Genomic DNA, 13,621 nt, shown 5'->3' with positions numbered 1-13,621 from the left:
TGTTGTTTGATCCTTAGGGGCTAGCGTGCTCGGTGCGTGCTCGTACGCCCCGTCACTGGGCGTCAGGACCTGGCACAACTGGACACACGAAACGCGCTGAGGTGGCACGAACCATCACCGAACGGCACTGGGCGGCACTTCTAATCCGACGGTCGCAGGTTCGAATCCTGCAGGGCGCGCTTCTCCACCAGCGGAAACTCCGGCCGCGCCCGTGTGCTGCGGCGGCATGGGGCAAATATGAGGCAAAGCTGAGTCAGACGCTCAGCCCTCGCCCGAGCGCGGACGCGGCGCTCAGCACCAGCCGGGCCGTCTCCCAGGCGGCTTCGTGGGCCACCTCCGGCAGCACCGAGACGTAGGTGTCGGCGGTCAGCACGATGCTGGCGTGCCCCAGCATCGCCTGCACCACCTTCAGATCCGTGTGCGCGGCCAGAGCCAGCGTCGCGGCACCGTGCCGCAGATCGTGCAGCCGGATCGGCGGCTGTCCGGAGGCGGCCACCAGCCGGCGGAACCGGCCGGTGAGATAGTCCGGACGCAGCGGCGCACCCTCCGCAGTGGTGAACACGTACCCCGAGTTCCACCAGCGTGCCCCTGCCGTCGCGCTCAGCTCCTCTTGCCGCTCGCGATGCCGGATCAGCACCCGCACGGTCTCCTCGTCCAGGGCCACCACCCGGCAGCTGGCAGAGCTCTTCGGCGGCCCTGCCACCACCTGGCCGTCGGCATGTACCCGCTGCTGCGTCACCGTCAGCTCCGCTGCCTGCAGGTCGACGTCCGTCCAGCGCAGCCCGGCCAGCTCACCGCGGCGCAGTCCGCGCAGCGCCGCCAGCCACCAAGCGGCGTACATGCGGTCCTGCGTGACACCGGCCAGGAACGCCGCGAGCTGCTGTTCGGTCCACACCGCCACCGCCGGACGCTCTCCCGACTGCCGCCAACGGGCCGTCCGCCCGGCGGTCCAGACGACAGGATGCGGTCGCCGGGGATGCGGCAGTTCGGCTCCGTTGGCCGGATTGACCGGGATCAGCCGGGCACGGACCGCCGCGTTCAGCGCGGTCCGCAAGGTGGCGTGGATCCGCACCACGGTCGCCGGCGACAACCGGCGGCCAGTCGGCGAGGGACGGGACGCCAGCGCCGCGAGCAGTCCGTTGGCATCGCGCGAGCTGAGCTGGTGGAGCAGAATCCGTCCCAACTGCGGGATGAGGTAGAGACGGATGTGCGTGGCGTAGCCTTGCCGGGTCGACGGACGCAGGGCGTCCTTGCTGGCCAGCCAGCGTGCCAGCCACTCACCGACGGTGCATCCGGCTCCTGCGCCGTCGCGGTCGGCAGCGGCCAAGGCCCGGTCTGCCGCCTGGGCTTCCTCGGGGTCGGCGTAACCGCCCTGGCGGATGCGCTGCCGCTGCCCGTCCAAGCTGCGTACCTGCACCGTGAAATACCAGCTGCCATGATCGTCCTCCGCCGGCAGACGCGGACATGTCACGCCTCGCTGACGTCCCGTTGTCGCATCCGCACAGCCGCATCGCCTGCTGACCTGCACACGAGTCTTCGGCATCTGTCCCACCTCCACTCTTCACGGTGTGCGCCGACAGACGCGCCAGCTAGGGCTCGCACTCGATCAGGGGTGTCCCCAGGTCAAGTGTCCGGAGAACGGGGGAAGCTCATGCGCTGGCCGGCACGCCCGGGAGGGGCAAGACCAACACCTTGCGACGGTCGCAGGCGCAGTCCCTGATCGCGCAGGAAAACCCCAGCTCACAGTGCGAAACCGTGTTTTCGAGCGGGACACGGTGGCGCTTGGACGGCTGCCAGACGGAACCCGTGTCGCCGTCACCGGTGATCAGCGACTTCCGAGTGGCGGTGTGGGATCTGACGCACCGATTGCGCAAGAGCCGGTTTTGGGTGGTGCCACCGTGGCGGCGGATCCTGGCCCCACTGCTGACGCAGCGGATCCTCTCCCCGTACCGGGTCGGGCATGCCAGGTGGGGCCAGGACTCTGCGGTGCTCGTGCTGCTCGCCTGGGGCGCCCCGCTGCGCGTCTAGACCGCGCGCCGGCGCGGTTGCCGCTATCGTTGGCGCGCGGACCTTGCCACAGCCACCACCACCTTCGCCACACTGGACAACCTTGTCGCGCTGGCCACGACGGACGGAAACCTCGAGGTGTGGCGGCTCGGGCAGAACGAGCCGTTGCTCCGCATCACTCTGGAGGCCAGGGTCAGCGGCTTGTCGTTGCCGGAGTCCGGTGTGCTGTTCGCGGCCATCAGCAAGGGATTGGCGGCATTTCGGCTGGAGCTGCTTCCACGCTGACCGGAATTCGACCTCCACGTGGGCAGGCTGCAGCACCCTGAATGGCGGTGGCGAGCTAGTTCCAATGCCGCTTAGTTAACGTGGTGGCGGCCGTGTCAAGCTCGTGAAGACGACAACGGAGCTCCTGCTAGAACGGTGTCGACCAAGATCACTGTTCGGCGGGAGCTCCGTTGGATGTCCAGTCTGTCATGCGTCGTGATGTTGTGGTGGCCGCAGGCGCGTTCGCGCCCGGCCATCTGGGTGAACTGACCCGGCTCATTCCGTTCGAAATGGTCGATGAGGCGCTGACACGCACCGGCAGGACGCAGGTGCGGGTGCGGGATCTGCCCTCGCGGGTGGTGGTGTATCTGCTGCTGGCCGGATGCTTGTTCCCCGAGTTGGGGTGGCGGCAGGTCTGGCAGCGGCTGACAGCCGGGCTGACCGGACTGAAGCTCGCCGTCCCGACCGCGGCTGCGCTGGTGCAGGCCCGCCGACGGGTGGGTGTCGAACCGGTGCGGTGGCTGTGGGAGCTGCTGCGTGGCCCGGCCGCGGGGATCGCCACCACAGGCGTGTGGTGGCGGGGACTGCGCATCTGCGCGATCGACGGCACCACCATGGCGGCGCCCGACACTGCGGCCAATCTGAGCAGGTTCACCAAGCATCGCTGCAACAACGGCGGCTCGGGCTATCCGCAGATCCGGCTGCTGGTACTGGTCTCCTGCGGCACCCGCGCCCTGCTGGACGCGGTGTTCGGCACGACCGCGCACGGAGAGACCACGTATGCACCGCGTCTGTTACGCAGCCTGCACGCGGGCATGATCGTGCTGCTGGACCGCAGCTTCGCCGACCAGTCCCTGATAGCGGCGATCGTGGCAACCGGTGCCCAGACACTGGTCCGTATCAAGAACAGCCGCCGGCTGCCCGTGCTGCGCCGCCTGGCCGACGGCTCCTACCGGTCGATGCTGGGCACCGTCGCGGTCCGCGTCATCGACTGCGAGATCACCATCGCCACCGCCACCGGCCGCCGCACCAGCCTGTACCGGCTGGTCACCACCCTGACCGATCATCGCACCCACCCCGCCGCCGAACTGGTCACGCTCTACCACGAGCGGTGGGAGATCGAAACAGCCTTCCTGGAGATCAAATCCACCATCCTCGGCGGTCGAGTGTTGCGCGCCCGCACTCCCGACGGCATCGACCAGGAGATCTACGCCCTGCTACTCACCTACCAACTCCTGCGCCTGGCGATGGCCGACGCCACCGGCACCCAGCCCGAGATCGACCCTGACCGGGCCAGCTTCACGACCGCCCTGCACACCGCCCGCGACCTCGTCATCCAAGCCACGGGCATCATCGCCGACACCGTCATCGACCTCGTTGGCACCATCGGCCGCCACGTTCTAGCCGACCTCATGCCCGCCCGGCGCATCCGGACCCGGCCACGCGTCGTCAAACGTGCGATCTCCAAATACAACGCCAAGGGCACCGTCGACCGGACCAGCTACAAGGCCACCATCAGCATCGACATCCTCATCACAGACCCTTGACCCACAGCCCGAACCCTTAACTTTCTGGCATTGGAGCTAGTTCGCGGTGGAGAACCTCTTCGGCTACGTAACCGCGGCGGCTGTGAGACAGTGTGCCCACGGGCGGATCTGCCTTTTGCAGCTGGCGACCGGGCCCGCGCCCGCGATGCGGCTGACCTGTTCGGCTTTCATATGTAACAACCCCTGAGTTCCTTTGCCTGTCTCTAGCCGCAGGACCTGGGCTTATCTGCTGGCGCTCCGGCTTCCGCTCCACTTGTCCGTGGTGTTTGGCCTGGACCCCGCCACCGCCATCCGGTACGCCGCCGCCGCGCAACGCCGCCCTCGAATGCCAAGACCCCGCCACTTCTCACGAATCCAAGGAACCAAACAGGCCATAGCCGGAAACCACCCTTCGGTTCCCGCTGAAGAACCTTCAGTCTGCGTGAACTCTGGGAGATCAGTCAGAAATCCCGGTGCGGCCAGCACGGGGCATCCGGCAGGGCTGGTCGCAGCTGCGAGGTCGTCGCCGGTGGATCGCCTCTCTGACCGTGGACAGATGGCGCGTATCACCCTGGGTGGATGCGGGTGGAACCGGTCGTTCCTACGATGGGGCGGGTGGTGATGACTCCCCGCTGGCTGTTACCGGCCGGCCTCGGGCTGCTGATGGTGCTGGTTGGGCTGTCGTGGGTGCAAACGATCACGCGTGGCTGCGATTGCGTCCTGCCGTTCGCCGGGGGGGCCGCCTTCATCGCCCTCGGTGCCGTCATTGTGTGTACGGCGCCGGGCCGTACCGCCGAGGTGGCCGCTCTCCTGGCTCCAGGGGCCATAGCGGCGCTCACCGCGCTCGCGGTCAACAGCATCGGCTGGTTCATTCTGGTGCTCTACATCGGGTTCGTCGCGCTGACCCTGCGGCGATGGCCGGGCATCGTCATGTGGCTCGCCTCGCTCGGCGTCGTGGTCGCGGCGGCGTTCGCCACGCCGGACCCCGGATGGCCGAACTGGATGGCCGCCGTGACGCTGGTCTTCTGGAGTGGCTGGGCCGCGCGTTACCGCATTGAGGTGGGCGAGCGGCTGCACCGGGCGGAGAGTGCCGCCGCCGCTGCCGCCGCGCTGTCCGAACGACAGCGGCTCGCCGCCGATCTGCACGACATCGTCGCGCACACGCTCGCCGTGACGGTGTTGCACCTGGGCGGCGTACGGTTGGCGCTCGAACACGATCCCAAGGAAGCGACGGCAGGGATCGCCGAGGCCGAGCGCCTGGCCCGGCAGAGCATGGCGGAGCTGCGCAAGGTGGTCCGTGTCCTTGCCGAGGAGGGCTCCGATCCCGCCGTGGTCGCTCCTCAGCCGACCGCGTCCCGGCTTTGCGAGCTCTTCGAGGAATACCGCGTGGCGGGCCTGGAACTCGTGGCGAGCGTCGACGGTGAGCTGGCGGCGGTGGGCCCGACGACCGGGATGGTGCTCTATCGGCTGATGCAGGAGGCGCTGGCCAACGCGAGCCGCCATGCCCCGCGGTGTCCGGTCGAGGTAGGGCTGCGCATATCGGAGGAAGGCGCCGTACGCGCCACGGTCACCAATCCCTTGCCAGACCGCCCGCCCCGGCACAATGGCGGCATGGGACTTCGCGCGATGGCCGACAGGGTGCGCATGGTCGGCGGCCACGTCACGGCCGGCCCCGAGGACGACCGGTGGGTCGTACGGACGGAGCTGCCCGCATGATCTCGGTGGTGCTGGTCGACGACCAGGAGCTCGCCAGGGCGGGACTGCGCACCATCCTGCGCCAGCCGTACGGATTCGACGTGGTTGGAGAGGCAGCCGACGGCCAGGCCGCGCTGGGGGAGGTCGCGCGCGCCCGGCCCGACGCCGTGGTCATGGACATCCGCATGCCGCGGATGGACGGGGTCGAGGCCACCCGCGCCTTACTGGCCGCGGATCCGGCGTCCCGCATCCTGGTGCTGACCACGTTCGGTGAGGACGGCGTTCTCGCGGCGGCTCTGCGGGCCGGCGCGTCGGGGTTCTGTCTCAAGGACGCTCCGGCCGAGGACATCCAGCGTGCCGTACGGGCGGTGGCGGCGGGTGATGGCTGGCTGGATCCCGCTGTCTGCGGGCGGGTCCTGCGGCGTTATCGCATGGATCCGGTGACCGATGCCGAGGCGGTCCGGCGGCTCGGCGATCTCACCTCTCGCGAACTCGACGTGCTCAAGCTCATCGGCCGAGGGCTCACGAACGCCGAGATCGCCCGTCACCTCGTGATCGGCGAGGGCACGATCAAGACCCACGTCGGCCGGATCTTCACGAAGCTGGCGGTGCGGGACCGCGCCGCGGCGGTGGTCTTCGCGTTCGACCATGGTGTGGTCCGTCCTGGGGAGCCGCCGTCTATGCCTGGGGTCTGACTCCAGGTTCTGTTCCTGGCCAGACGACGGGCGGCGGGGCCGTCGGTAACCGTGGAGGTATGCTTCTTCAAGCCCCCCGTCTCCAGACCACCGCTCCCTCGCTCCCGGCGATCGCTTGGCGGACCATTGGTCCCATCGCAGGCGCCGTCGTGGTCACCCTGCTGACGCTGAGCCCGTTGTACGGCTACCACCGCGACGAGCTCTACTTCCGCCTGCTCGGTCAGACTCCCGCCTGGGGGTACTTCGACCAGCCTCCGCTGACCCCGCTCCTGGCGCGGCTGTCCACGGAGCTGTTCGGGGACACCATCGTCGGGCTGCGGGTCGTCCCCGCACTGTGCGCGGGCCTGCTGATCCTGATCGGTGCCGCGATCACCCGGGAGCTCGGCGGTAGCGCGAGCGCGCAGACGCTCGCCGCCGCCGGCCTCGGCACCGGAATGTTCCCCCTGGTCGCCGGGCACACGCTGCTGACCCAATCGGCCGACTTCGTGTTCTGGATGGCCTGCATCCTGTGCGTGCTGCGTGCCCTGCTGCGCGGTGACGGGCGATGGTGGCTGGCGGCCGGCGCCATCGCGGGAGCGGCGACGTTCAACAAGCACCTCATCGTTCTGCTGATCACAGGACTGGCCACCGGCCTGCTCATCACCGTCGGCCTGGCGGTGAAGGGGCCTCGTGCCGTCTTCAGCGACAGGTGGTTCTGGTCCGGGGCGTGCCTGGCCGCCGTCATCGCCGCTCCGAACCTGCTCTACCAGGTCACCAACGGGTGGCCGCAGCTCACCATGGCCGCCACGCTCAGCGAGTCTGTGAATCGCATCATGTTCGTGCCCATGCTGGTGGTGCTGCTCAGCATCGGCGCATACGTGATCGCCGTCGCCGGGTGGATCTGGCTGCGCAGGCGGCAGGAGACCCGGCCGCTGGCGATCGCGGCCCTGGTGACGATTCTGCTTGGCTGGCTGTCAGGGGGAAGGGCGGACTATGTCGCCGGGAGCCTGATCTTCGCCTTCGTGGCCGGCTGTGTTCCGGCTGCCGTCTGGATGGAAGGCCGGGCCGCCCGGCGCCGGATGGTGTGGTGGGGACTGCTCGGCAGCTCGGTCGTCGGGATCGTCGTGGCGCTGCCGCTGCTCCCGTTGCCGGCGCTGGGCTTCTCGCCCAACGAGGTGTCCAGGGAGTCGGTGGGCTGGCCGCGCTTCGCCGCCCAGGTGGCCGGGGTGTACCGGGCGCTGCCGCCGGAGACGGTCGTGCTCACCGCGAACTACGGCGAGGCGGGTGCGCTGGACCGCTTCGCTCCGGACATTTCAACCTACAGCGGCCACAACGAGCTGTGGTACCAAGGGCCGCCCCCGGAAGCGGCACAGACGGTGGTCGCTGTGGGGCTGCCGCCGGAGCAGTTACGGCCGCGCTTCGCGCGCTGCGAATCCGAGGGAGTCATCGATCACGGTACCGGAGTGGCGAACGAGGAGCAGGGCCTGCCCATCACGGTCTGCTCGGGACCGCGTACTTCATGGGCGACCGCCTGGCCCGACTTCAAGCACGCGAGTTGAGGAGCGATCATGAGCACCGTCCTGATCATCACGCCGACCTACAACGAACGCGACAACCTTCCCGGCATCGTGGGCAGGATCCGCGCGGCCGTACCCGCCGCCCACGTTCTCGTCGTCGACGACAACAGCCCGGACGGGACGGGCCTGATCGCGGACGGGCTCGCCGTCGAACTCGACGGCGTGCACGTCCTGCATCGGGAACGCAAGCAAGGGCTGGGCGCCGCGTACCTGGCGGGCTTCCGCTGGGGACTCGACCGGGGGTTCGACGTGCTGGTGGAGATCGACGCCGACGGCTCGCACCCGCCCGAGCGGCTTCCCGCCCTGCTGCACGCGGCGGAGCGGGCCGACCTCGTCATCGGCTCACGCTGGGTGCCCGGTGGCCGCGTGGCGAACTGGCCGCGGCGACGGGAACTGCTCTCACGACTCGCCAACCGTTACGTACGTCTGGTGCTCCGGATCCCCGTCGCCGATGCCACAGGGGGATTTCGCGCCTACCGGGCCGCCGCGCTCGAGAAGATCCTGCTCGGCGGTGTGGCGTCGCGGGGATACTGCTTTCAGGTGGATCTCACGCGCCGGGCCCTGCATCGCGGGTTCACGGTGGCGGAGGTGCCGATCACCTTCGTCGACCGTACGGCCGGAGCGAGCAAGATGAGCATGTGGGTCCTCTTGGAGGCGCTCTGGCGGGTGACCCAATGGGCGCTGATCACCGGAACCGCGCAGGAGGCGCCGTCCGGGCCTCATACTTCTGGCACGTTGGCTCGGGGGTGACGGACAAGCGGACAAGCGGCGGGTCCGGGTGCTCCTCGGACTCGCCCTGGCGGTCGATTTGCTCCTGATACGGGGATTGCCACTGATGATCTACGGCGTGATCACCAGGTATGGGTTTTGTCCTAAAGCTGATTGTGACCGCTATCGGCGTGGTCGTCGCCGTCTGGGTCCTACCCGGGATCGCCTTAACCGGCTCGCCCGACACGGGCGAGCAATATCTGACGGTCGGCTGACCCGCACCGCTTCGCAATGGCTTCACCAGCTTTGAGCTGGGGTTTTGCCGCTTGATCAGCTAGCCCGGCGGTACTCATTGATGAGGCCTGCGACGGCTTTCCGGCGTTTGATCTGGGCTGCTGGTAGCGGTACGAGCTCGGGGTCGTCCAGCGGCGCAAGTTGTTGGCGACCTTGGTGAGGGCGATGCTCGTTGAAGTGGCGGGCGTAGCTGTGGAGGGCCCTCTCGGCGTGACCGCGGTCGAACAGCAGGATCCGGTTCGTGCACTCCTCGCGTACTGAACGTATGAAGCGCTCGGCGTGCGGGTTGCAGTTGGGGCTACGTGGGGGAATCTACGTGATGGTGATGCCTTCGCTGGCGAAGACGGCGTCGAAGGCAGCGGTAAACTTCGCGTCGCGGTCACGGACGAGGTGGGTGAAGTCGGCGGCGTGCTCTCCGAGGTGCCAGAGCAGTTGTCTGGCCTGCTGGGTGGCCCAGGCTGCGGTGGGGTGGGCGGTGACGCCGAGAATGTGGACCGTGCGGGTGCGTACCTCCATGACGAACATGGCGTCGAGACGTTGCAGTCCGATTGTGTCGACGTGGAACAGGTCGGTGGCGAGTAGGCCGTCGGCTTGGGCTTTAAGGAAGGCGGTCCACTCGCCCCGCGTCGGATGATGTCGCGGAGCGGGACACAGGCCGGCGGCGCGCATGACGCGGCGGACGGTGGCCGGGCTGACCTTGTGTCCGAGGCGGCGCAGTTCGCCGTGCACTCTTCGGAAGCCCCAGCGCGGGTTCTCGGTGCCAAGGCGGGTGATCAGTTCGCGCAGTTGCTCTGGAACTGGAGGGCGTCCTGCGGACGGCGGCTGTGTCCACTTCTTCGTGATAAGGCCTTGGTGCCAGGCAAGGAGGGTGCGTGGGGAGACGATTCGGTGGCTGAGCAGTACACGGGGGAGTAGTCGGGCGAGAGTTCCGCTTCTTCAGAGACGCTCCTCCGTAGCAGCAGCAAAGACAGGAGGCCCCGAGTATCGGTGTACCCCCGTGGGCAAGATCACAAGGTGTGATCCCAGGAACCCTGGCCAGCGGCTTGGCGCCCCTCAGTCTTGTGCCCTTCAGGCGAAGGCTCCACACTGGTCTGGGCCCCACAGGCGGCCGAAGCTCTCGCGCACGCCATGCGAAGCCCCCGCAGGGCTATGACATGGACGGATGCAATTATCGGCAGGCGCACAGTTCGCCATCGGCAGACCACCGCGCGACCTCCTGGCGGAGTTGGAGGTGACGCTGGCGCACAACGGCTTCCAGCCCGGGACGAGCTCACTGGGAGACTACGGAGGACGAGCTGGGCACACGAACCACGTCCTCCAGAGTGTCACCGCCGAGTTCCGCAGCCGCTTGACCTCCTCGAGACGAGCGCGCGGTGAGCGCCATGAGGAGGTCAGGGGTCGGTCCCGCCCTGTCATGCTCCGGAGAGCGCGACTATTCGATGCTCTCCTTGACCTCCACCTCGTGGTCGGCCTTCGCGGGCGTGTATCCGGCGTTTCCCGCCCACTCGACGGTGTACGTGTAGTGCCCTGTCTCGGCCGGTCTGTCAGAGAAGCTGTATGTCCCGTTCTTACGGGCGGGCACGCCCGGCAGTGTGGTCGTGACGGTGCCGTTGGCGTTGGTGACGGTGCGCTTCACCGTGAGCGGGTAACCCCATCCCGAGGGCGGGGGCGTGGGCAGCAACACGCCGCTGAGCGTCAGGGCGGCGCCGACGGGCCACTCCGAGGGGCCCGTCACTGTGAGCGACGAGGTGTTCTTGACTGTCACCTTCGCCGAAGCCGTGCTCCAGCGAACGTGGTCGTCACCCTCCCAGAGCACGGTATAGGTGTATGCCCCGCCAGCCGCCGGGGTGTCGGTGACGGTGAAGGTCCCGTCGGGGGCGGTCGTCACGCCGGCGAGCGTCTCGGTGGTCCCGTCGGGCAGGCGGCGGGTCACCGTGAGCGGCTTCGCTCCCAGCGCCGCTCCGCCGGGCAGTTCGAGGCGGCCGGTCAGAAGGAGCGGTTGGTTCACCACTCCGCCGGGCGGGGGCGTCAGCATCAGCGTGGAGGCGGGGAAGGTGATGTCCTCCACCCGCCACAAGTGGAGCCGCCTGGAGGAGGTGGTCTTCACGGCGAAGACGTCCGTGCCTGAGAACGCGAGGCGGTCTGTGCCTCCGGCTACCGTCAGGTTGTCGAGCGCGTGGATCGTCGCCCCCGTCACCACGTCGTACATCACGAGGTCTGCGCCGTCACTCTGCCCGACCACCACGTACGCACCGTCCGGGCTGATCGCGACGGACGAGGGGGAGCCTTCGGCGGCCGGATCTCCCGCATAGGAGCGGATTCTCTCCAGGCTGTTGGCGTCCCACAGATCGGTCCCGCGCTCGGCAGAGGGCACCGAGAAGAAGTTCGACCCGTCCGGGGTGACGACGAGATCGCCCAGATTGTCGAGGTTGTGCGTGAATCCGTCGATCTCGCCGCGCATGGTGGGAGTGCCGCTCACGTCATAGACGAACAGGTGGTCGGGACTCGTCCCCACTTGACCCACGACCAGCGTGCCCCCGTTGGCGGCGAGCAGCGGAGCACCGGAGATCTCTGATGCGACCACGATCGGCTGTGGTGCCGTCACCGTCAGATCAAGCCCGACCACGCCGCCGTCCCAGTTGCTGTCGCAGCCGTAGCCCACCCACAGCCACTCGCCGGACCGCGCCAGGTGCGTCGGGCACGGGTACGACGGGAGGTCGATGCTTCGGGTGATCTCCAGGGTGGCCGTATCGATCTCGACGACCTGCTGCGGACCGACCAGCGCCGCGTACAGGCGCGCGCCGTCCTGCGACATCGCCAGCCCGGAGGCCTCTGTCAGCCCGCCGACCTCACCCAGGAGATCACCGTCGGTATCGGCGACAACGAGTTGGTCCCCGCTCGAGACGAAGACCTTTCCGTTGCCGAGGGCCAGATCACCCGGTCTGTAGACGCTGTAGTCCACGCCGAGGTCCGTCGTGGTGTCGGCGGCAGAAGCGGCCGGGCTCAGCGCGACGAGGAGCCCGGCCGCCGTGGCCAGGGTCGAGACGAGGCTCAACGACCGGCGAGCGAGCCGGGCGGGCGGTGACGCGAGAGGGCGGGAACGTGCCATGGATAACAGGCGCATAGAGATCTCCGCTCGTGAGGCGATGGGAAAGATCCAAATGCCCTGATCAAGCCAGAAATCGCGCACTCCGTCAAGATCGGCAGTCGGCGATCGTCTCGGCTTTTCGCGCACTGATATTGAATCGTGACAGGTGTCGCTCGCTGTCTTCAGTTGCGCGATCTTACGGACGTTCGGGTGTTAGAGCACGTGCCGAACACAGCGACCGCCATCGCTGCAGAGTGCCGGCGTGCTTTGGGGTAGGGGATTCATTGTGCGGCGCCACCTGCAGTGATCAAATTAGGTGTCGTCGTGCTCGGTGCGTGCTCGTACGCCCCGTCACACGCCGTCAGGACCCGGTGCTGCCGGACACGCAAAACGCGCTGAGGTGGCACGAACCGTCACCCAATGGCACAGCGCGACACTAAAGGATCTTGCTTCTAATCCGACGGTCGCAGGTTCGAATCCTGCAGGGCGCGCTTTGATCATGCTCTGACCTGCGGTGATGCGGGATCGGATGCGTTCTAGAATTTTCGTCTAGTGGTTGTGTGCTTGTGGGTGCCGAATATTGTGTCACCGGGTTTGATCTGGGGTTTTGCTGTGCTCGATGGCTCGGCTCCGGCAGGATCGCAGGATGGCTCTGCGGCTGCTGTATTTGATCGTCTTACGAACATTCGGCTGGATCGCGCTGCTCGTCCGATCACAGGCGTCCAAAGATGCAGAGATCCTGGTACTGCGGCATCAGTTGGCTGTCCTCCGGCGGCAGGTGGCCGCTCCCCGTCCATCGTGGGCGGGTCGGGCGATCCTTTCCGCGCTCGCGCGACGCCTTCCTCGACGCCGCCGATGCGACCTGTTCATCACACCGCGGACGCTCCTGCGCTGCCACGCCGACCTGGTGAAGCGATGCTGGACCCACCCCAAGCACGGGCCGGGACGACCACCGATCCGACCCACCATCCGAGCCCTGGTGCTGCGCCTGGCCGCCGAGAATCCGGACTGGGGATATCGGCGCATCGCCGGGCAGATCGCCGGCCTGGGTCGGAAGGTGTCCGCAGCCACCGTGTGGGCGATCTTGAAGAGAGCCGGCTTCGATCCAACGCCCCGGCGCAGCGGTCCGACCTGGGCTCAGTTCCTCCAGGCTCAGGCGTCCGCGATCTTGGTGTGCGACTTCTTCTGCGTGGAGACGGTGATGTTTACGCGGCTGTACTGCTTCGCCGTGGTTGAGCACGCCACTCGGCGGGTGCACGTGTTGGGGGTTACGGCGCACCCAACCGCTGGCTGGGTCGGGCAGCAAGCCCGCAACCTGATGCTCGACCTGGGCGATCGGATCGGTGACTTCCGATTCCTGATCAGGGATCGGGACAGCAAGTTCACCGATCTATTCGATGAAGTGTTCACGACCGAGGGCATCCGCGTAGTGCTCACTGCACCGCAGGCTCCTCGGATGAACGCGGTCATGGAGCGGTGGGTGGGCAGCGTGCGCCGCGAGCTACTCGATCGGATCCTCATCATCAATGAACGCCACCTGCGCAAGGTCCTCGCCGAGTACGAGACCTACTTCAATAGGCATCGTCCGCACCGGACCTTGAAGCAGGCCAGCCCCTTACGGGCGCTACCCGATCCAGTCGACGCCGACATCGAGGTTTCCCGAAGAGACCGGCTTGGTGGCCTCCTGCATGAGTACGCCCAGGTCGCATGAGGAGACACAATATTCGGCACCCACAGCCGTATAGCGACCGACCGGTCCAAATGATCAAGTTTTCCACGCCGGGTCAA

General features: G+C 67.6%; 12 protein-coding genes. 8 read left to right on the top strand and 4 right to left on the bottom strand.

The window, feature by feature from the left end; all coding sequences use genetic code 11:
- Window positions 1-253: 253 nt before the first annotated feature.
- A complete protein-coding gene (locus ACQPWU_RS48535) occupies window positions 254-1,417 on the bottom strand; it encodes a tyrosine-type recombinase/integrase (protein WP_433433060.1) in 1,164 nt (387 codons plus the stop codon).
- A 389-nt stretch (window positions 1,418-1,806) separates the two neighbouring features.
- Between ACQPWU_RS48535 and ACQPWU_RS48530 the strand changes: the two genes are divergently transcribed.
- The 7 genes from ACQPWU_RS48530 (at window position 1,807) to ACQPWU_RS48500 (ending at window position 8,493) form a co-directional block, all read left to right on the top strand.
- On the top strand, window positions 1,807-2,028 hold the full coding sequence (locus ACQPWU_RS48530; RefSeq protein WP_433433059.1) for a hypothetical protein: 222 nt from the start codon (window positions 1,807-1,809) through the stop codon (window positions 2,026-2,028).
- Window positions 2,029-2,145: 117 nt separating this feature from the next.
- Window positions 2,146-2,292: a hypothetical protein gene (locus ACQPWU_RS48525; RefSeq protein ID WP_433433057.1), complete on the top strand. Its 147-nt coding sequence runs from the start codon at window positions 2,146-2,148 to the stop codon at window positions 2,290-2,292.
- A gap of 188 nt (window positions 2,293-2,480) precedes the next feature.
- On the top strand, window positions 2,481-3,818 hold the full coding sequence (locus ACQPWU_RS48520) for an IS4 family transposase (protein ID WP_433433055.1): 1,338 nt from the start codon (window positions 2,481-2,483) through the stop codon (window positions 3,816-3,818).
- A gap of 600 nt (window positions 3,819-4,418) precedes the next feature.
- On the top strand, window positions 4,419-5,513 hold the full coding sequence (locus tag ACQPWU_RS48515) for a sensor histidine kinase (RefSeq protein WP_433445486.1): 1,095 nt from the start codon (window positions 4,419-4,421) through the stop codon (window positions 5,511-5,513).
- Window positions 5,510-6,187 carry a response regulator gene (locus ACQPWU_RS48510; protein WP_433433053.1) on the top strand — a complete coding sequence of 226 codons (678 nt, stop codon included), beginning with the start codon at window positions 5,510-5,512 and terminating at the stop codon, window positions 6,185-6,187. The genes ACQPWU_RS48515 and ACQPWU_RS48510 overlap by 4 nt, the downstream gene beginning before the upstream one ends.
- Window positions 6,188-6,336: 149 nt before the next feature.
- The gene (locus tag ACQPWU_RS48505) at window positions 6,337-7,725 is read left to right on the top strand and encodes an ArnT family glycosyltransferase (protein WP_433433051.1); all 1,389 of its coding nucleotides are present in this window, start codon (window positions 6,337-6,339) and stop codon (window positions 7,723-7,725) included.
- A 9-nt stretch (window positions 7,726-7,734) separates the two neighbouring features.
- Window positions 7,735-8,493, top strand: coding sequence for a polyprenol monophosphomannose synthase (locus ACQPWU_RS48500; RefSeq protein ID WP_433433049.1), 759 nt, complete (start codon window positions 7,735-7,737; stop codon window positions 8,491-8,493).
- A 288-nt stretch (window positions 8,494-8,781) separates the two neighbouring features.
- On the opposite strand, the gene ACQPWU_RS48495 is transcribed toward ACQPWU_RS48500, so the two are convergent.
- From ACQPWU_RS48495 to ACQPWU_RS48485, 3 genes are all read right to left on the bottom strand, one after another.
- Complete coding sequence (locus ACQPWU_RS48495) at window positions 8,782-9,057, bottom strand: integrase core domain-containing protein (protein WP_433445485.1); 276 nt, start codon at window positions 9,055-9,057, stop codon at window positions 8,782-8,784.
- Window positions 9,058-9,588: an IS3 family transposase gene (locus tag ACQPWU_RS48490; protein ID WP_433445483.1), complete on the bottom strand. Its 531-nt coding sequence runs from the start codon at window positions 9,586-9,588 to the stop codon at window positions 9,058-9,060. It lies immediately after the preceding gene.
- A gap of 589 nt (window positions 9,589-10,177) precedes the next feature.
- Window positions 10,178-11,854: a hypothetical protein gene (locus tag ACQPWU_RS48485; RefSeq protein WP_433433047.1), complete on the bottom strand. Its 1,677-nt coding sequence runs from the start codon at window positions 11,852-11,854 to the stop codon at window positions 10,178-10,180.
- A 625-nt stretch (window positions 11,855-12,479) separates the two neighbouring features.
- On the opposite strand from ACQPWU_RS48485, the gene ACQPWU_RS48480 reads away from it, so the two are divergent.
- Window positions 12,480-13,544, top strand: a complete 1,065-nt coding sequence (locus ACQPWU_RS48480) for an integrase core domain-containing protein (protein ID WP_433433045.1) — start codon at window positions 12,480-12,482, stop codon at window positions 13,542-13,544.
- The last annotated feature ends 77 nt before the right edge of the window (window positions 13,545-13,621 follow it).

The organism is Nonomuraea sp. CA-141351 (genome assembly GCF_050944675.1).
Classification (GTDB): Bacteria; Actinomycetota; Actinomycetes; order Streptosporangiales; family Streptosporangiaceae; genus Nonomuraea.
Note: the sequence above shows the minus strand (reverse complement) of the source record. Positions and strands in the feature narration are given on the sequence as shown.

Bases quoted from the DNA above. Each gene is read 5' to 3' on its own strand.
- ACQPWU_RS48520 (WP_433433055.1), top strand. From the start codon at position 2,481: ATGCGTCGTGATGTTGTGGTGGCCGCAGGCGCGTTCGCGCCCGGCCAT.
- ACQPWU_RS48515 (WP_433445486.1), top strand. From the start codon at position 4,419: ATGACTCCCCGCTGGCTGTTACCGGCCGGCCTCGGGCTGCTGATGGTG.
- ACQPWU_RS48480 (WP_433433045.1), top strand. From the start codon at position 12,480: ATGGCTCTGCGGCTGCTGTATTTGATCGTCTTACGAACATTCGGCTGG.
- ACQPWU_RS48485 (WP_433433047.1), bottom strand. From the start codon at position 11,854: ATGGCACGTTCCCGCCCTCTCGCGTCACCGCCCGCCCGGCTCGCTCGC.
- ACQPWU_RS48500 (WP_433433049.1), top strand. From the start codon at position 7,735: ATGAGCACCGTCCTGATCATCACGCCGACCTACAACGAACGCGACAAC.
- ACQPWU_RS48510 (WP_433433053.1), top strand. From the start codon at position 5,510: ATGATCTCGGTGGTGCTGGTCGACGACCAGGAGCTCGCCAGGGCGGGA.